This is a genomic window from Aestuariivirga sp. (genome assembly GCF_046294715.1).
In the GTDB taxonomy this organism is placed as follows: Bacteria; Pseudomonadota; Alphaproteobacteria; order Rhizobiales; family Aestuariivirgaceae; genus Aestuariivirga.
The window spans coordinates 1-18348 of record NZ_JBKBKI010000010.1 but is presented as its reverse complement, the minus strand read 5'-3'; the positions used below and the strand labels follow the sequence as shown (position 1 = coordinate 18348).

17 protein-coding genes are annotated in these 18348 nt (G+C 66.0%); 3 read left to right on the top strand and 14 right to left on the bottom strand.

What is annotated here, in order from left to right; translation table 11 throughout:
• Positions 1–35: 35 nt before the first annotated feature.
• Positions 36–461, bottom strand: coding sequence for a DoxX family protein (locus ACK4HL_RS09050; RefSeq protein ID WP_409758946.1), 426 nt, complete (start codon positions 459–461; stop codon positions 36–38).
• A 141-nt stretch (positions 462–602) separates the two neighbouring features.
• Here ACK4HL_RS09050 and ACK4HL_RS09045 point away from each other — a divergent pair, with 141 nt between their 5' ends.
• Positions 603–1502, top strand: a complete 900-nt coding sequence (locus tag ACK4HL_RS09045; RefSeq protein WP_409758943.1) for a LysR family transcriptional regulator — start codon at positions 603–605, stop codon at positions 1500–1502.
• A 9-nt stretch (positions 1503–1511) separates the two neighbouring features.
• Here the strand turns inward: ACK4HL_RS09045 and recG are convergent, their stop codons facing one another.
• Entirely contained in the window at positions 1512–3629 is a 2118-nt protein-coding gene (recG, locus tag ACK4HL_RS09040; protein WP_409758940.1) for an ATP-dependent DNA helicase RecG, read from the bottom strand.
• Between the two features lie 61 nt (positions 3630–3690).
• Here recG and ACK4HL_RS09035 point away from each other — a divergent pair, with 61 nt between their 5' ends.
• Together ACK4HL_RS09035 and mfd are read left to right on the top strand one after the other, a co-directional pair.
• The gene (locus tag ACK4HL_RS09035; protein ID WP_409758937.1) at positions 3691–3954 is read left to right on the top strand and encodes a succinate dehydrogenase assembly factor 2; all 264 of its coding nucleotides are present in this window, start codon (positions 3691–3693) and stop codon (positions 3952–3954) included.
• Positions 3951–7430: a transcription-repair coupling factor gene (gene mfd, locus ACK4HL_RS09030; RefSeq protein ID WP_409758934.1), complete on the top strand. Its 3480-nt coding sequence runs from the start codon at positions 3951–3953 to the stop codon at positions 7428–7430. Before ACK4HL_RS09035 ends, mfd begins: the two co-directional genes overlap by 4 nt.
• A 25-nt stretch (positions 7431–7455) precedes the next feature.
• On the opposite strand, the gene ACK4HL_RS09025 is transcribed toward mfd, so the two are convergent.
• The 12 genes from ACK4HL_RS09025 to ACK4HL_RS08970 form a co-directional block, all read right to left on the bottom strand.
• Positions 7456–8106: a DsbA family protein gene (locus tag ACK4HL_RS09025; RefSeq protein WP_409758931.1), complete on the bottom strand. Its 651-nt coding sequence runs from the start codon at positions 8104–8106 to the stop codon at positions 7456–7458.
• 2 nt (positions 8107–8108) lie between these two features.
• The gene (locus ACK4HL_RS09020; protein ID WP_409758928.1) at positions 8109–9521 is read right to left on the bottom strand and encodes an acyl-CoA synthetase; all 1413 of its coding nucleotides are present in this window, start codon (positions 9519–9521) and stop codon (positions 8109–8111) included.
• Between the two features lie 29 nt (positions 9522–9550).
• Positions 9551–11335 carry an extracellular solute-binding protein gene (locus ACK4HL_RS09015; RefSeq protein WP_409758925.1) on the bottom strand — a complete coding sequence of 595 codons (1785 nt, stop codon included), beginning with the start codon at positions 11333–11335 and terminating at the stop codon, positions 9551–9553.
• A 68-nt stretch (positions 11336–11403) separates the two neighbouring features.
• A complete protein-coding gene (locus ACK4HL_RS09010; RefSeq protein WP_409758922.1) occupies positions 11404–12834 on the bottom strand; it encodes a homospermidine synthase in 1431 nt (476 codons plus the stop codon).
• A gap of 90 nt (positions 12835–12924) precedes the next feature.
• Positions 12925–14370, bottom strand: a complete 1446-nt coding sequence (locus ACK4HL_RS09005; RefSeq protein WP_409758919.1) for an amidohydrolase family protein — start codon at positions 14368–14370, stop codon at positions 12925–12927.
• Positions 14367–14666: a hypothetical protein gene (locus ACK4HL_RS09000; protein ID WP_409758916.1), complete on the bottom strand. Its 300-nt coding sequence runs from the start codon at positions 14664–14666 to the stop codon at positions 14367–14369. The genes ACK4HL_RS09005 and ACK4HL_RS09000 overlap by 4 nt, the downstream gene beginning before the upstream one ends.
• Positions 14663–15352, bottom strand: a complete 690-nt coding sequence (locus tag ACK4HL_RS08995; protein WP_409758913.1) for a hypothetical protein — start codon at positions 15350–15352, stop codon at positions 14663–14665. Before ACK4HL_RS08995 ends, ACK4HL_RS09000 begins: the two co-directional genes overlap by 4 nt.
• A 78-nt stretch (positions 15353–15430) precedes the next feature.
• A complete protein-coding gene (locus tag ACK4HL_RS08990; protein WP_409758910.1) occupies positions 15431–16843 on the bottom strand; it encodes an APC family permease in 1413 nt (470 codons plus the stop codon).
• 10 nt (positions 16844–16853) lie between these two features.
• Complete coding sequence (locus ACK4HL_RS08985) at positions 16854–17021, bottom strand: hypothetical protein (protein WP_409758907.1); 168 nt, start codon at positions 17019–17021, stop codon at positions 16854–16856.
• 9 nt (positions 17022–17030) lie between these two features.
• Positions 17031–17426, bottom strand: a complete 396-nt coding sequence (locus tag ACK4HL_RS08980) for a hypothetical protein (RefSeq protein ID WP_409758904.1) — start codon at positions 17424–17426, stop codon at positions 17031–17033.
• 11 nt (positions 17427–17437) lie between these two features.
• Complete coding sequence (locus ACK4HL_RS08975; RefSeq protein ID WP_409758901.1) at positions 17438–17725, bottom strand: hypothetical protein; 288 nt, start codon at positions 17723–17725, stop codon at positions 17438–17440.
• A 163-nt stretch (positions 17726–17888) separates the two neighbouring features.
• The coding region (locus ACK4HL_RS08970) for a hypothetical protein (RefSeq protein WP_409758898.1) at positions 17889–18348 on the bottom strand (460 nt) is incomplete at its 5' end.

Below are 18348 nucleotides of genomic sequence, written 5' to 3'. Positions count from 1 at the left end.
TCTCCCCCCCCCTTTTGCCCCCCCACGGGGCATGTTCAGGCCGGCTGGGGGATGCGAGCCTGCCTGGTGCTGGGGACGAGCGCGTAGGCGCCGTCACCGAGCGCGGCGACCGAGGCCTGAACGATTGCCCACATCAAGGGATACTCCCAACCGCCGTTCGGGTTCGACCAGTTGAAGCCGAAACCGCCATGCCCGAACCAGGCTGCGCCGAGCAACACCGGCACCAGCGCGGCAGACACTATCCGGGCCTTGATCCCGAGGATCAGCGCAATGCCGCCGGCGATCTCGGCCAGGATGGTCAGATGGCCAAGGGCGCCGGGAAGGCCGACGGATTCGAAATAGCCCGCGGTTCCGGCGGGGGTGAAGACCAGGAGCTTGATGAGCCCGTGGATCAGGAAAAGGCCGCCGGTGGTCACGCGCAGCGCGAACACGGCGAGGGGAGCGGTTCTGGTGTCGATCATGGGAGATGTCCTTCCTTTGGATGTCATCGCGAAAGCCAGGACGGCGCTTCGCCATGACCGAAACATGCGCCATATAGCCTATGGCGAAAACGGCGAATATAGCGTATCATATTCGCCGAAACGTTCTTAATAAGGACTGAAATGGACCTTCTGGACGGAATGCGGGTCTTCGTCGCGACGGTGGAGACGGGGTCGTTCTCCGGCGCTGCGACGCGGCTTGGCATGTCGCCCAAGCTTGCATCGAAATACATGGCGCAGCTCGAGGCACAGCTTGGAACCCAGCTTCTGCAGCGCACCACGCGCCGGCTCGGCCTCACGGCCGCGGGCGAGCGGCTGATGGCGCGTGCACCCGACTGGCTCGACCAGTTCGACGAGATGACGGGCGAGCTTCGGGAGGAACGGCGCGGCCTGTCCGGCACCTTGCGCATTTCAGCCCCGGTCACCTTCGGCGAAATGCGCGTCATTGCGCTTCTCCGCCGGTTCCGCGCGGCCCATCCCGACCTCGTGATCGATCTCCGCCTGTCAGACCGCTTCGTCGATCTCGCCGCCGAAGGCATCGATGTGGCGATCCGCATCGGCAGGCTCGACACTTCGGCGCTGATCGCCCGGAGGCTGGGCCAGACGAGGCTGTTGATGGTCGCAGCGCCGGATTATCTCGATCGGAGGGGGCGTCCCAGCGGGCTTGCCGATCTCGTGAGCCACGTCTGTATCCGTGACACCAACATGCGGGGTGACGGCGCTTGGCCGCTTACCGAACAGGGCGAACTTCACAGGATCACCGTCTCTGGATCCTTCCTCGTCAACAGCGCCCGGCTGTCGCGGGACCTCGCAGTAGCGGGCGAGGGCATCGCCCTCTGTCCTGATTACATTGTTCAGGACGATATCGACGCGGCAAGGCTCGAACACGTGCTGCCCACGGCCTGCGGGCCTCAGCTCGACATTCACGCGGTCTTTCTGGGAAGCCGGCGGCTGGCGCGGCGGACACGGGCATTCCTGCAGTTCCTGGCCGCGAGCACCGACGTGATCGGCTCCGCCCCATAATGTCTTCCCTCAACCAGCCGAGAGCAGCCGGATCGCCTCCTCGCGCTCGAAGAGATAAAGCAGGAGGCGCAGGGCCTCGCCGCGCGGGCCGTGGAGCTGCGGGTCCTTGTTCAGCACCAGTTGCGCATCGTCGCGGGCGGCGGCGAGCAGGTCACCATCGGTCGCGAGGTCTGCCATGCGGAACAGCGGTAGGCCCGACTGGCGTGTCCCCAGCATCTCGCCCGCACCGCGAAGCCGCAGGTCCTCCTCGGCGATGCGGAAGCCGTCCTCCGTCTCGCGCATGATCGAGAGCCGGGCCTTGGCCGTCTCGCCGAGCGGCTCCTGGTAGAGCAGCAGGCAGGAGGACTTTCCGCTTCCCCGCCCCACCCGGCCGCGGAGTTGGTGCAGCTGGGCCAACCCGAAACGTTCGGCATTCTCGATCACGATGGCAGTGGCCTCGGGAACGTCCACCCCCACCTCGATCACCGTCGTGGAAACAAGCAGCTTCAGCGCGCCGGACTTGAACTCGGCCATGACCCGGTCCTTTTCGGCACCCTTCATCCTGCCATGGACGAGACCCGCCTCGCCCTTGAAGCGCCGGGCAAGTTCCATGAACCGCGCCTCCGCGGCGGCGAGATCCACCGCCTCGCTCTCCTCCACCAGCGGGCAGACCCAGTAGGCGCGGTTGCCCTGCGCCAGGCTGCGGGCCAGACCCTCGATCACCTCCTCCATGCGCGACATGGGGATGACGCGCGTGTCGACGGGAAGGCGGCCCGCCGGCTTCTCGGTGAGCCGGGAAACGTCCATGTCGCCATAGACGGTGAGCGCCAGCGTGCGGGGGATCGGCGTGGCCGTCATCGCGAGGAGATCGGTTGTGCCGCCGGCTTTGGCCTGGAGCGCGAGGCGCTGGTGCACGCCGAACCGGTGCTGCTCGTCGATGACGACAAGACCCAGATCGCGGAAGGTCACATCCTGCTGGAACAGGGCATGCGTGCCGACCACGATCTGCGTTTCGCCGGACGCGATGCGAGAGAGAACGTCTTCCCTCGCCTTGCCCTTCTCGCGCCCGGTGAGGAGTGTGACCGCGATTCCTCCCGCCTCGCAGAGCTTCGAAATGTTCGCATGGTGCTGCCGCGCCAGAATTTCCGTCGGCACCATGATTGCGCCCTGGGCGCCGCTTTCGACGGCCGTGGCGAGCGCCAGCAGTGCCACCACCGTCTTTCCAGAGCCAACGTCGCCCTGAAGGAGCCGCAGCATCCGCTCGCCAGAGGCCATGTCCCGCAGGATCTCGGCGACTGCTTCCTTCTGCGCGCCTGTGAGGCTGTAGGGGAGTGCGGTGATCAGCCGGGCACGGAGCTCGCCGGTGCCGGGAAGCCTGCGACCCGCCGTACGCTTCATGTTGGCGCGCACCAGCGAAAGCGCCAGCTGGTTTGCCAGCAGCTCGTCAAAGGCGAGGCGCCGCCGGGCGGGTGCATCGGGGCCGAGGGAGGAGGGCGTCTCCGGGTGGTGCAAGGCCCTCAGCGCGGCGTCGAAGGAGGGCCAGCCGTGGCGCTGGAGGAAGGCCGGGTCCTGCCATTCAGGAAGCACGGGGAGCTTTGCCAGTGCCTGGGCGATGGCTTTCGCCAGCACCTTGCCCGAGAGCCCTTCCGTCAAGGGATAGACCGGCTCGATCAGCGGCAGGCGGGCGAAGTCGTCCGCCGAAACGATGTGGTCGGGATGGGCCATCTGCGGCTCGCCGTTGAACCAGTCGATCTTGCCGGAGATGAAGCGCGTTTCCCCCTCCGGGAGCGCCCGCCGGATCGAATCCGCATAGGCATGAAAGAAGACCAGGGTGAGGAGCCCGGTGCCGTCGGACACCTCCACGCGCCACGGCACCCGCTTGTTGCCGGGAGGCGGCGGCTTGTGGCGCATCACCCTGGCCTCGACCGTCACCACGCCCTCGGGCGGCAGGCCGGCAATGCGGGGGCGGTAGCGGCGGTCCACCAGACCCGAGGGCAGGTGGAACAGCAGGTCGATGATCCGCGTCCTGTCGCCAGGCGTTCCGTGGGCAGGCCCGAGGAAGCGGGCAAGGAGCTTGTCGAGCTTCTCGCCGATGCCCCTGAGCCCGGAGGCGCCGGCGAAGAGTGGATTGAGGAGCGGAGGGCGCATGGGCCTATTTCAACGGGAACCGGTTGCGGCGCAAGGGCGGTTGGGGCATGAGACCCTCGCCATGACGAGCCCTCCCGAAGCCGAAATCCGCCGCAAGCGCCTGCTCTGGCGCGCCACGCACCGCGGCATCAAGGAAATGGACCTGATCCTCGGCGGCTTCGTGGCGCGGCATCTGGCGAGCCTCAGTGACGTGGAGCTCGCCGAGCTCGAGCGCATCATGGACATCCCCGACCAGGACATGCTCGCCTGGGCGACGAAACAGGCTCCGGTGCCGCCGCAGCATTCCTCCGGCCTCCTGTCCCGCATCCTCGATTACAGGCCATGACCGATATCTCGAAGCTGAAGCCCAGGCTCGCCCGGCCGGGCCGCACCGCCGTTTCCGGGGTGCCGCAGGGGCTCGACGCCATGCTGCTGCCGGAGATCGCGAAGGCCGCGGGGCATCGCGTCACCGTGCACGTGGCGCTCGACGACCAGCGCGCCGCCGTGCTGGCCGACCAGCTCTCCTATTTCGCGCCGAAGCTGGAGGTTCTTCGCTTTCCCGGCTGGGATAGCCTGCCCTATGACCGCGTCTCGCCCGTGGCGGACATCGTGGCGCGCCGGCTTGCCACGCTGGCGCGGCTCACGGAAGCGGTGACGAAGCCGCTGTTGCTGCTGACCACCATTCCGGCGATCCTGCAGCGCGTCGTGCCGCGCTCGCTCATCGAAGGGCAGAGCTTCTCGGCCGTGCCCGGCAACCGGGTCAGTTCGGACGATCTCATCGCCTTCCTCTCCGAGAATGGCTTTTCACGCACGGGGACTGTCGTCGATCCCGGCGACTTCGCCGTGAGGGGCGGCATCATTGACATCTTTCCGCCCGGCGCCGAAGCTCCCGTTCGCCTCGATTTCTTCGGCGACACGCTGGAGTCGATCCGGAGCTTCGATCCGGAATCGCAGCGGACCACGGCCACGCTCAAGCGCTTTTCTCTGAACCCTGCGAACGAAGTGCTGCTGAACGAGCAGTCGCTCGGCAAGTTCCGGGTGAACTACGCCGAGGCCTTCGGCGGTATCGACACCAGCGACCCGCTCTACGAGAGCGTCACCGCCGGGCGGAAGTATCAGGGCATGGAGCACTGGCTGCCGCTGTTCCATGACGGCCTCTCCACCCTGTTCGACTATCTCGACGATCCGGTCGTCACGCTTGACCAGGCTGCGGATGAAGCGGCCAAGGCGCGGCAGGAGCAGGTAGCGGAATTCTACCAAGCGCGGCGCGAGGCGCTCGAGAAGAAGGAGACCTATGGCGCCGCCCCTTACAAGCCCGTGAAGCCAGAGACGCTCTACCTCACGGATGCCGAATGGGCGGAGATCCAGACCAACGTCACGGTGCTGGCCTTCTCTCCCTTCGAAAGCCCCACTGCCGATGCCATCTCCTTCAATGGAAGGCGGGGGCGGAGTTTCGCGGCCGAACGCGCCCAGGCCGGCAGCAACGTCTATGAGGCGGTGAAGGCTCACGCCGACGACATCCGGCGCGGCGGCCGCCGTGTCGCCATCGCCTCCTGGACGGAGGGCTCCCGCGAACGGATGGAGCACATCCTCAAGGACCATGAGGTTGCCCCGCTCGCTGCCGCCAAGGGCTGGGCGGAGTTCCTTTCCTGGGACAAGTCCATTGCGGGCCTTCTCGTGCTCGGCCTCGAGGAAGGCTTCGAGACCGACGATTTCGTCCTCATCTCCGAGCAGGACATCCTGGGCGACCGCATGGTGCGGCGCGGCCGGCGCAGCAAGAAGGCATCCGACTTCATCAGCGAGCTCTCCGCCCTCGCGCCGGGCGATCTCGTTGTGCATGTCGACCACGGCATCGGCCGCTTCGAGGGGCTGAAGACCATCGAGGTGCAGGGCGCGCCGCATGATTGCCTGTTCCTCTCCTATGCCGGGGGCGACAGGCTGTTCCTGCCCGTGGAGAACATCGAGCTCCTGTCGCGCTACGGCTCGGACGAGCAGGGCGTACAACTCGACAAGCTGGGCGGCGGCGCCTGGCAGGCCAAGAAGGCGAAGCTCAAGGAGCGCATCCTCAAGATTGCCGAGGGCCTGATCCGCACCGCCGCGGCGCGCGAGCTCAAATCCGGCGACGTGCTGCCGCCGCCTGAAGGCGCCTACGAGGAGTTTTCCGCCCGCTTCCCCTACGAGGAAACGGAGGACCAGCTCACCGCCATCGACGCCGTCGTCGAGGATTTCCAGAAGGGCCGCCCGATGGACCGGCTGGTCTGCGGCGACGTGGGCTTCGGCAAGACGGAAGTGGCGCTGCGCTCGGCCTTCATCGCCGCGATGAATGGCAAGCAGGTGGCGGTGGTGGTGCCGACGACGCTGCTCTCGCGCCAGCATTTCGCCACCTTCCAGGCCCGCTTCAAGGGGCTCCCCATCAACATCGCGCAGGCCTCGCGCATGGTGCCGAAGAAGGAGCTGGAGCAGGTGAAGGCTGGGCTTGCCTCAGGCGACATCGACATCGTCGTCGGCACCCATGCGCTGCTCTCAAACGCGATCAAGTTCCGCGACCTGGGTCTCCTCATCATAGACGAGGAACAGCATTTCGGCGTGAAGCACAAGGAGCGGCTCAAGGAACTCCGCACCAACGTGCATGTGCTGACGCTGACGGCCACTCCCATCCCCCGCACACTTCAGCTGGCGCTCTCTGGCGTGCGCGAGCTGTCGCTCATCACCACGCCGCCGCTGGACCGCCTCGCAGTCAGGACCTACATCACACCCTTCGACCCGGTCATCATCCGCGAGAGCCTGCTGCGCGAGCATTACAGGGGCGGGCAGAGCTTCTATGTCGTGCCGCGCATCACCGACCTTGACGAGATCGCCGCCTTCCTCAGGCAGTCGGTGCCCGAGGTGAAGTTCCGCATCGCCCATGGCCGCATGCCGCCCACCGAACTCGAAGACATCATGACCGGCTTCTATGACCGTGCCTTCGACGTGCTGCTCTCGACAACCATCGTCGAATCGGGTCTCGATATCTCGACGGCCAATACGCTCGTCATCCACCGCGCCGACATGTTCGGCCTGGCACAGCTCTACCAGCTCAGGGGGCGCGTCGGGCGCTCGAAGCAGCGCGCCTACGCAATCTTCACGACCCCCGCCAACAAGACGCTCACGCCCTCCGCCGACAAGCGGCTGAAGGTGCTCCAGTCGCTCGACTCGCTCGGCGCCGGCTTCACGCTGGCGAGCCACGATCTCGACCTGCGTGGGGCCGGCAACCTTCTCGGCGAGGAGCAGTCGGGCCACATCAAGGAGGTGGGCTACGAGCTCTACCAGCAGATGATCGAGGAGGCGGTGGCGAAGCTCCGCACCGGCGAGGAAACGCTGGACACGGACGGTCAGTGGTCGCCGCAGATCAATCTCGGCACCGCCGTGCTCATCCCGGAAAGCTATGTCGAGGACCTGCAGGTGCGACTTGGCCTCTACCGCCGCCTGGCCGATCTTCACGACCAGCAGGCGGTCGATGGCTTCGGGGCCGAGCTCCGCGACCGGTTCGGTCCGCTGCCCGAGGAGGTGAAGCATCTCCTTGCCGTGGTCTCGATCAAGCTCCTGTGCCGCGCCGCGAATGTGCAGAGCGTGGATGCGGGGCCGAAGGGTGCGGTGATGGGCTTCCGCGGCGATGCCTTCGCCAATCCGCCGGCGCTGGTTCAGTGGATCACGGGGCAGGGGGCCCACGCCAAGCTCCGCCCGGACATGAAGCTCGTCGTCATGCGCAACTGGGAAACCCCCGAGGACCGCCTCAAGGGCACACGCCAGCTGATGCAGACGCTGGTGAAGCTCGCGGCGTGAGGGTCTCTCTCCGGCCAGCTTGCCGTCATCTCTCCCCGGCCACCTCTTCCGCCACGCGCGCGATCGCGTCCGCCAGAACCTCCGGCGACTGCGCGCCGACGAGCGCGTAACGCTGGGCGAGGATGAATGTGGGAACCCCCGTCACGCCGATCTCGCCGGCGTGCCGGATTTCGGCCATGGTCTCTTCCACGTCCTGATCGCTGCCGAGGAGATCGCGGATCTGCCCGGCGTTGATGCCCGCTTCGGCGGCGCACTGGACCAGCACCTCGCGGTCACCCACGTCCTTGCCCTCGCTCCAGTAGGCCATGAACAGGCGTTCCACCATCTCGTTCTGGAGGCCCGCCGTATGCGACCAGCGGATCAGCCGGTGGGCGTCGAGCGTGTTGGGCGTCCGGGTGATGGCATCGAAATCATAGGGCACGCCCAGTTCCTCGCCGGCGGCGGTGAGCGGGTCGTGGATGGTCTTCATGCGATCGGCGCCGAACTTGCCAAGAAGGTAGGCGTGCCGGTCCAGCCCTTCAGCGGGGATCGTGGGATCGAGCATGAAGGGCCGCCAGCGCACGAACACGTCCGGATCGCCGAGCTGGTTCAGCGCAGCATCGAGGCGGCGCTTGCCAAGGAAGCACCAGGGGCAGATGACGTCCGAGACGACGTCGATGACGAGGCGGTCCGCCATGGTCACGGTTTCTCCAGCGCTTTCCGGATGAGCTTGCCGTTGGCGGTCCGCGGAAGCGCAGGCACGAACCAGATCTGCTTTGGGCATTTGTAGGCGGCAAGCCTTTCGCTGACAAACGCCGCAACCGCTGCTTCGTTCGGAGAGAAGCTCGATTTCGGCACCACGAAGGCGGCGATGATGGAGGCCGTCTCCGAAATGCGCAACTCGCGCACCCCCGCATCGGCCACATCGGGGTGCTGCAGCAGAACTGCCTCCACCTCGAGCGGCGAGACGCGGAAACCGCCGGCATTCATCAGCTCGTCAGCCCGGCCACGACACCAGATGTGACCCTCCGCATCGATCTCGGCCAAGTCGCCGGTGGCGAACCAGTCGCCCGCCGGCAGCGGCTCGCCCCAGTAGCGCAGGAACAGACCGGGGTCAGAGCGGTGGACGCCGATCTGCCCGTCTTCCAGGATGCGCACGGTTCTGCCCGGCTGTGGCTTTCCGGGAGAGCCCGGCTTCACGGGTACGGACGGCGAGGTTGAGATGTAGGTCGAGATCTCGCTCATCCCCAGAGCCTCGTAAAGCTCGAGCCCGGTCTCCTCGCGCCAGGCGTGGAGCAGGTCGGGCGCCAGCGCCTCACCCGCCGAGAGACCGTGTCGCAGCGTGGCGGCAGGGCGGAAACCTGCGCGGAGGATCTGCCGGTAAATGCCCGGCACGGAGGCCATCAGCGTGACGCCGTGCTCGGACACGAGCCGCGCCCAGACTGCATCATCGCGGGGACCCGTATAGACCACCGTCGTGGCGCCGTTTGCGAAGGGATCGAACAGGCCGGTGCCCATCGTGTAGGTCCAGTTCAGGGCGCCGGTGTGCAGCATCACGTCGTCCGGTCCGATGCCGTACCAGCCCTGATACATGGGCCTTCTTCCCCAGATGGCACGATGGGCATGGAGAACGCCCTTGGGCTTTCCCGATGTGCCGGAGGTGTAGACGAGATAGGCCGGATCGCCGGCCTCCGTTTCGGCATAGGAGGCCGCCGGCGCGCGCCTCAGCCGCGCGAGATCCGCGGGCCGGAGGAGGGCCACTCCCGTGCAGTCCGGCAAAGGCAGCGCGCCATCCCATGCGGCAATGGATGCGCCGCTGTCGGCCAGCAACCAGGCCACCTCGGATGCGGTGAGCATCGGCGAGGCCGGGATCGGCACCCCGCCGATGGCGTTTGCAGCAAGAAAAACAAGGGCATAGTCGAGGGAATTGCCCATTCGGATGAACAGGCGGCCGCCCGGCTCGAGCCCGGCGCCGCGCAGGCCTCCCGCGAGTCTCAGCACCGCCTCTTCGAGTTCGCCATAGCGCCACCGCTCGGCCATGCCCGTTCCGGCGACGATGAGCGCCGTCTTTTCCGTCGGCTTGCCGGACAGGCAATGGCGCGCAAGGTTCAAGCGGCGGGGTGGCCGCTCGTGCGGCTCGATCACGGGATGCGCCAGAGCGTGGTCGCTTCGAAGCCGGGTAGGGGTTGCGTGTCCGGCCGTCCGATATGGCTCCAGCGTGCCACCCACTGTCCGCCCGCATCATAGAGCGGCACCGTGTAGAAGCCGGAGACGAGCAGCCGGTCCTCGGCGCGCACCGCGGCCACGAAGTCCTCGCTGGTCTTCGCGTCGAGCATGGCCTTGATGGCGGCGTCGACGGCAGGGTCGGCGATACCAGGGTAGTTACGCGTGCCTTCCACTGTCCGCCCCTCTGATCCGAAATAGAGCACCTGCTCGTTGCCGGGGGAGAGCGAATTGTACCAGATGGCGGGGATCATGTCGTAGTCGTAGCTGGTCTGGAGCGCCGTGAACTGGGGGGAGTCGACGATCCGCACCTCGGCCCTGATGCCGATGGCCTTGAGCGTGCGCTGATAGTGAAGCGCGATCTTCTCCTGGTCCTTGTTCTGGACGAGAATGGTGAAGGCAAAGGGCTGGCCCTGGGCATTGGCAAGGCCATTCTCCCCGATGGTCCAGCCCGCTTCTGCAAGCAGCGCCACGGCCTTCCGCAGCACCTTGCGGTCGCGGCCGGAGCCGTCGCTTACCGGAAGCCTGTAGCTGCCGTCCACGAAATCCGGGCGGAGGCGACCGAAGGCATCGCCCAGCACCTGCTTCTCGCGCGCGTCCACCGGGCGCCCCTCGGAGGAAAGCTCCGAACCCGCGTAGAAGCCATAGGTGCGGCGATAGGCATTGGCGAAGAGATTGGCATTGGCCCATTCGAAGTCGAAGGCCATGGTCAGCGCCTCCCGCACGCGCGGGTCCTCGAAGACCTTGCGCCGCGTGTTGAAGACGAGGCCCGAGGCCGGAGCGGGCGTCTTCTGCTGGATCTTCTCGAGCATGACCCTGCCTTCCTTCACCGCCGGGAAGTCATATCCGGTATTCCACCGCACCGGATCGGCTTCGATGCGGATATCGGCGAGTCCGGACTTGAAGGCCTCGAAGGCGGCATTGGCGTCGCGGTAGTAGTCGAAGCGCACCTCGTCGAAATTCCACATTCCCTTTTGCAGCGGCAGGTCCTTGCCCCAGTAATCCGGATCCTTGGCATAGACGATCGATTCGCCTGCCTTTACCGCCTTCATCACATAGGGGCCGGAGCCGATGATCGGGTCCAGCGTGGTCTGGGCGAAGTCCTTGCCCTGCCAGAAGGCCTTGGAGAGGATGGGCATCACGCCGATGATGAGCGGCAGCTCGCGGTCGCCCGAGTCCTGCCTGAAGGTGATGGTGCGCGGATCCGGCGTTTCGACCTTGGTAATCTTGGAATAGGAGTTGCGGAAGTTGGGCCTGCCCTTGTCCCGCAGCGTCTCCAGAGAGAATTCCACGTCCTCCGCCGTCACCGGCGTTCCGTCCGAGAATTTCGCCTCGGGCCTGAGCCGGAAGGTGAAGGTCTGGCGGTCATCGGAAACATCGATCGATTCCGCCAGCAGCCCGTAGAGAGAGAAGGGTTCCGCCCAGTTGCGGCCCAGCAGGCTCTCGAACACATAGGCGCGAACGCCAGTGGCGGAGGACCCCTTAACGATGAAGGGGTTCACGCTGTCGAAGGAGCCGGTCACCGCCTGCCGCAGCTGGCCGCCCTTCGGTGCCTCGGGGTTGACATAAGGAAGATGAGCGAAATCCGCCGGCAGCGCCGGCTCGCCATGCATGGCGATGCCGTGCTTCGGCTCGGCTCGGGAGGGCGACGCGAGAACCAGCACGGCGCTGGCGAAGAGGGCGAGAGAGCGAATCGTTGTCATGGCCTCCCCAGTCTAGCCCAGTCATGCGGGCCATGGCCGGATCGCCTCCGGCCATGGCAAAACTGTGGTCAGCGCACCAGGATATTCTGGAACTGCCAGGGGTCGCGCCGGTCGAGATCGGGCGCGAAGAGTTCGTTGACCGATTCCAGCGGCGTCCAGTCGGTATAGACGCCGCGCACCGGGCCGAGATAGGGCGTCTGGATTTCGAGGCAACGCCTGTAATCCATCTCGTCCGTTTCGACGATGCCGGCGTTGGGGTTCTCGATCGCCCACACCATGCCGGTGAGCACGGCGGAGGTCACCTGCAGGCCCGTGGCGCTCTGGTAGGGGGCGAGTTTCCGCGCCTCCTCGATCGACAGCTGCGAGCCGAACCAGTAGGCGTTCTTCCTGTGCCCGTAGAGGAGGACGCCGAGTTCGTCCCGCCCGTCGGCAATCTCGGTCTCGTCGAGCACGTTCCACTGCTTCTGCCGTTTGCCGCCCGCCCCCAGCATCTCGTGCCAGGAGAGCACGGCGTCGTTGCAGGGGTGGTAGGCATAATGGCAGGTCGGCCGGTAGATGGCCTTGCGGCCTTCGCGCAGGGTGAAATAGTCAGCGATCGAAATCGCCTCGTTATGGGTCACCAGGAAGCCGAAATGCGGTCCCTCCGTGGGCGTCCAGGTGCGCACGCGGGTGTCCGCCCCCGGGCTTTCGATGTAGATCGCCGCGCCGCAGCCCGTCTTGTGGCGCTTGCCCCGGGGAGGCAGCTTCTTCTCATGCGTGCCCCAGCCCAGTTCCGCCGGCTGCAGGCCTTCGGAAATGAATCCCTCCACCGACCAGGTGTTGACGAATGTGCCGAAGGGCTTCGGCGACTTCGAGCGCTGCGTGTCGCGCTCGGCGATGTGAATGCCCTTGACGCCCAGCCGCTTCATGAGCTTCGCCCAGCCGGCCTGCGTCTTGGGTTCGGCGACGCGCGCATTGGTATCGGCGGCGATGTCCATCAGCGCCTTCTTGACGAACCAGGACACCATGCCCGGGTTGGCGCCGCAGCAGGAGACGGCGGTGGGGCCGGGCCCCAGCTCGCGCTTCAGCGCCAGCAGGCCTTCGCGCAGCATGTAGTTGGTGCGGTCGGACTGGCTGAGCTTGGTGTTGTAATAGAAGCCCGGCCACGGCTCGATCACCGTGTCGATGTAGAGCGCACCCGTCTCGCGGGCGAGCTTCATGATGGCGAGGCTGTCGACGTCGACCGAGAGGTTGACGATGAAGGCGGGGCCGGGCCCCGCGGTGAGCAGCGGCTTCAGAACCTGGCGGAAGTTCTTCTGCGTGATCGCCTCCTTGATGAAGGAAGCGCCCTGCTTCTCGGCCAGCTGGCTTCTGGATGCGTCCGGGTCGATGACCGTGATCCGTTTCGGATCGCCCGCGATGTGGCGGAGGATCAGCGGCAGTGTGCCCCTTCCGATCGAGCCGAAGCCGATCATCACGATGGGGCCGTTCCACGCGGCGTGCACGGGCCAGTTGGTCATTTCATCGGAACTCCTGTGTTTGAAAGTGGCGTCACGGCATATAACGGCTGGCCGGGGACATGGACAGAAAATTATGACGGGCGCGAAACGTCATCCCGCAAGGGGAAACGACGGCTTGAACATCACGTCCGGTGCGGGGTTTCCGGGCGCGCGTGCGCTGTGGCTAGCTTCGAGCTTCGCGAACTGCGCCTGCGCTCTGCGCCGCATGTCGTCGAGGTCATGCCCGGGAATCCGCCGCTCGCGCATCACCTCGCGGCCGGCAATCCACGCGTGGGTGAAATCCCGCCCCGTGCCGGCAAGCAGCATCGTCTTCACCGGATCGATGGCGGGGCCGAGATGGAAGCCGGAGAGATCGAAGACCGTGATGTCCGCCTGCGCGCCAGGGGAAAGCCGCCCGATGTCGTCGCGGCCCAGCGCCTTGGCCCCGCCCAGCGTCGCGGCATCGTAGAACTCCGCGGCACTTGACGCGGCGCGGCCCTCGAGCACGCGGCAGATGTTCAACCCTTGCCGCATGTTGTCGAGGAGGTCGGGCGGTGCGGTATCGGTTCCCATCGCGATGGTGACGCCGCGCTCGCGGTAGCGCGCGAAGGAGTTGAGCGCCTCCCCGTCACGCGCGAAGACGACGGGGCAATGCACGATCGCCGCGCCGCTCGCCGCAAGGAGGTCGATGTCGCCCGGCTCGAGATGGATGCCGTGCGGCAGCACGGTGCGCGGGCGGAGCAGTCCTAAGGCGTTCAGCCAGCGATAGGGCGAGAGCCCGCGCAGCCGCTTCACCAGGTCCACCTCGTAGCGCGACTGGCAGCAGTGCAGCCGCACCGGAACGCCGGTTTCGGCGGCGATTTCCGCCGTGCGGCGGAGAAGGGCGGGCGTGCAGGTCTCGATCCTGTCAGGGGCCAGCATGGCCTGGACGAGGCCCCCCTGCGTACCGCCGAAATCGGCAATGAAGCGGCACGCCTCCTCGAGCCCGGCGAGCCCGCGTGCCTCGTCCCAGTGCTGGGAGAGCCTGCCCTGATCGTCGGTCAGGGTCACGCCCGACATGTAGCAGGGGCCGAGATAGGCCCTGATCCCCATCTCGCCTGCAACGCCCGCCACGGCGGCGAACTCGTCGTAGGACTCCGCCCAGGCACGGTAGGTCATGGAGGTGATCGGCATCGCCGTGGTGATTCCGTTGCGGATCAGCTGCGCGAATGCATAGCGATATTTGAATGTCTCTTCTTCCGCCGAATAAGCCTCGCGCGGGCCGCGGGCGAGATAGTCTTCCGTCCAGATGCGGCCGAGCTTCCATTCCGGCCCGTTGTCGAAGGCGAGAACGGTCGAGTCGAGATCGCCCAGCGCATCGAGGTCGATGAGGCCGGGGCCGATCACCGCCTCGCCATGGTCAGTGTCGCGGTCGACGCGGCCTTCGAAGCCGCGTCCCACGAATAGGATGCGGCTGCCCTCGAAGACCACTTCGCCGTTCCGCCATAGAACGTGGCCGCGCCCGTCATGGCCGATCACGTGCTCGGCGCGAAGCCGGATGCGGGGATGATCCGTCACGGATTGCTGGCGGCGTAGCGCCAGACCTCGTAGCGGATGCGGGCCTTCTTGTAGGCGTCGAACACCGAGATCGCATAGACGAAGATGCCGCCCGCCAGCTTGCCGACGATCGAGACCTCGGGCGATGCCGTCACCAGGGTGAAGCCGCCGAGCAGGAACATGAAGAACAGGAAGATCAGCCCGCGATAGGGCTCGCGGTTGAACACCTGGCCGGAGCCCGGCAGCACGATGGCGAGCCCCAGGACGGCGAGCGGGTTCATCGGGCGCTGCGGCGGCGGGGCCGGGGTGTTGCTCATCGGGCGGTCTCCGGGAGGGCGGGGAGGAGGTCCTTCCGCAGGGCGATCAGGTGGTCGAGAAGCGGCTTCATCTCGGCGGCGGGGAAGGGAGCGCCCCCCATTTCGCTGTCGCGGAAGAGGAGGTAGCGGCCGCGATGGGCTTCCTCGGCCAGCCACACGATGCGCAGGCCCTTGGGCGAGATCACCAGTTCCTTGGCCAGGGGATTGTCGAGGATGCGGATGTGCCGCAGCAGCACCTCGCGCGGCGGAAGGTCTTGCGGGTGATCGGTGCGGATGGCGCAGTCGTGCGGGAAGGCGGGGTCGGCCTCGATCTGCACGGGAAGCGCGGCATGGTGCGAGAACACCTCGACGCCGCGCGGCCGCATCATCAGGTCGAAGGTGCCCTTGAGGGGCAATGGCTCGGGCAGGCTGACGAGCAGCCACAGGGTGGGCAGCTTGCGGATGTTCAGCGTGTCGGGCACGGCCTGGATGTCGAAGGTGTGGCCCTCGTAGGTGCCGGATATGCGCGGAAAGCCATCAGGCCTCACCGCCTTGAGCCCGCCGGTGAACAGTCCCTGCACCTCGTCGAGAAAGCCGGCGCGAAGCGCGGCCCGACGGCGGCCTTCCTGCAGGTTGCGGTAGAGGCTGTAGAGAAAGGCCGTGCCGAACAGCGCGGCCAGGAGCGGCATCATGAGCTGGTCGATCAAACCCTGCACCCCGGCAATGAAACTGGCCCGCCCTTGCGGGGAGCGGGCCAGTCTTGTTTGCGTGTCGCGTGCGTTCCGTCAATAGCCGCGCGGGCGCGGCCAGGGCATGGTGAACTGGTCACCGCGCTTCACGAAGCGGTAGCGCCAGAAGTGGAACCACAGCGAGACCACGATGTAGAAGGCCACCATGGCGATCAGCTGCGTGCCGTAGCCGAGGAACACCGCGAAGAAGGTCACGCCGCACAGGCAGAGCAGCACAATGGCCGGGACCGGGTGGAACGGGTGCACGTAGCCGCGCTTGATGGTGTCGAGCGGCCACTTCCTGCGGAACAGGATCACGTTGATCGGCATGAAGGTGTATTCGAGCAGGCCCGACAGGATCGAGAAGGTGATCACCTGGTCCAGCGGCGCGCCGAGCGCGAAGAGAAGCGCGATCGGGACCAGGAAGATGATCGACCTGTAAGGCGTGCGATGCTTCGGGTGCACCGCGCCGAACCACTGCGGCAGGTAGTGGTCTCGGCCCATGGCGAACCAGGCGCGCGAGGCGTCGTTGATGCAGCCGTTGGCGGAGGCCATGGTCGAGAACAGGGTGCCGATGCCGAGCAGCACCATCAGGAAGGTCGAGCCGGTGAGGCGGCTCGCGTCGAAGAGCGGCGCCACCGAGCCGCTCACGCCGTCGCCCAGGAACTCCCAGGGCAGCAGGCCCGAGCAGATGTACCAGGTGAGCGTCGCGGCGATCAGCAGGGTGATGATGCCGGCCATGGTGCCGAACGGGAGCGCGCGCGCCGGCGAGCGCACCTCTTCGGCGGCCTGCGTCGTTCCCTCGATGCCGAGATAGTACCACAGGCCGAAATGCAGCGCCGCGACGACGCCGATGGCGCCGTAGGGCAATGCCGCCTGTCCCGACATCAGCCCGGCATGATTCAGCGATCCGCTGAAGGCCGTGCTGAGGAAGAGCACGATGATGGCGATGAAGGCCACGGCGGTGATGACGAGGTTGAAGGTCAGCGTCGCCAGCACGCCGCGGTAGTTGAGCCAGGCCAGGAACAGGATCGTCAGCACGATGAACGGTGTCTGGTTCAGTTCACCCGCATAGCCGGACAGCGCCGCCACCTGCGATATGAGGTAGGCCAGCGTGATGGCGTTCGCCGCCTCCAGCATGGTGTAGGCGAACACCAGGTAGAGACCGACGTTGAAGGCCATGAGCGGTCCTATGATGTGCTTGGCCTGGGTGTACTGGCCGCCTGCGGCGGCGACCGTGGAGGTCACCTCCGAGTCGATCATGGCCACGCAGGTGTAGAGGAGCCCGGCGAACCAGCAGGCGATCAGCGCCGCATAGGCGCCGCCCTTGCCGACGCTGAAGTTCCAGCCCATGTATTCGCCGACGAGCACGATGCCCACGCCCAGCGCCCAGACATGGGCGGGGCCGAGAACGCGCAGAAGGCTTATCTTTTCGACCGGGGTGCCGGCCGCCTGATGTGCATTTGCCATTGTCCGGTCCTCAGAGCTGGTGCTTTTCGGTCATGGCCTCGAGCTCGCCTTCCCGCGAGGAGGTCAGAACATCCTCGGAGTAGGTCGAATCGACGCGAAGCCAGTCGACGACGATGTAGAGGCCGAGGATCGCGGAGAGGATCCAAGCCAGATATTCCATCAGTACCCAGAATTCCATTGCGTCCCCCTATCGCCTGTCACCGAATTTCTCGGCGATCACTTCCTTGTATTCCTTGCCCGAGAACCGGACGAGCAGCACGTAGTAGCCGACCACCACCACGATCATGATCAGCAGCTCGAGCGTGTTGATCGTGTAGTCGAATCGCGCCGTGATCAGGCTCTGCAGGCTTTCGTTGGTGGGATCGGTGAAGCCAAGCGCGTTCCAGGCCGCGACCTTCTCGGGCGTGTCCTGGCCGAGATCGGCCCAGCTGGCGGCGGGGTTGTGGGCAGCAGGCGTCTTGGCGCCGCCAGCCAGCTCGAACCACAACGGAACCCGCAGCGCTCCGACGATGAGGATGAGCAGCACGAGCACGTCGATGATCTGGCCGACCTTGCTCTGCCGCGGGGGAATGTATCTTGCCATGCGAGCCTCCCTCAGTGCCTGCGGCCGCGCATCTCGTCGAGATGCTTGATGTCGAGCCCGTAGATGAAGTCCTTGTCCTCCTTGTAGTGCTTCACCATCGCCCCGATGGAGGCGGTGTTGAACAGGAGTACGGCGGCTCCGCCGATCATCAGGATCGTGCGCCATTGCCCTTCGGGCGCGAGATTCCAGGTGGCCATCATCACGAAGATGACCGCGAACCACAGGCCGATGACGAACGCCCAGGCGACGATCACATCGCGCCGGTACATCGCCTCGACCCGATCTTTGAGGTCAGACATTGCGTTTTCTCCCGATGTCCAGCCGCTGTTTTCCCGGCGCCGGCTGGTCCATCCCCTCAAGAGTTGCTGCTGCCGGGCAACTTTGTTTTCTGGGAGGAAACTCCTGTCTTGGATGGATGTCAAGCAATCTGGCGAATTTTCACGCAGATTGCATGAGTTTCCCTCAGGAGATGCGAGTCTTGAACGAATTCATGCGTGCGCCGATCGCTTCGGCAGTGAGGCCCGTCCCAAGCGTCACAACCGTGAATTCGGGATGGCGCATCAGCCGGTTGAAGAGCGCCATGGCGCGGTGTGGCCAATAGATGCGGAGGATTTTCCTCTGCGCTTCCGCAACGTCGAACTGCAAGCTGTAGGAGCGGCCGTTGAACATGACTCTCCACGAGATGGCATCCCAGGGGATGACGTCGGGTGATAAGCGCCGGTCGCGCAGGCCCTCTTCCGTCAATTCGAGCGCCGGCCCCCGAAGCCAGGCGATACGCCAGGCAAGGCCCGCCAGGACGAGCCCCGCCGCCGCGAGCAGCAGACCCATGCCCATGAGCAGGATTGCCATTCCATTCTCGGAAGGTCCGAGCCAGCGTGCGCCGGTGAGCGCGAAGATCAGCCCCATCGCCGCCTGCAGCAAC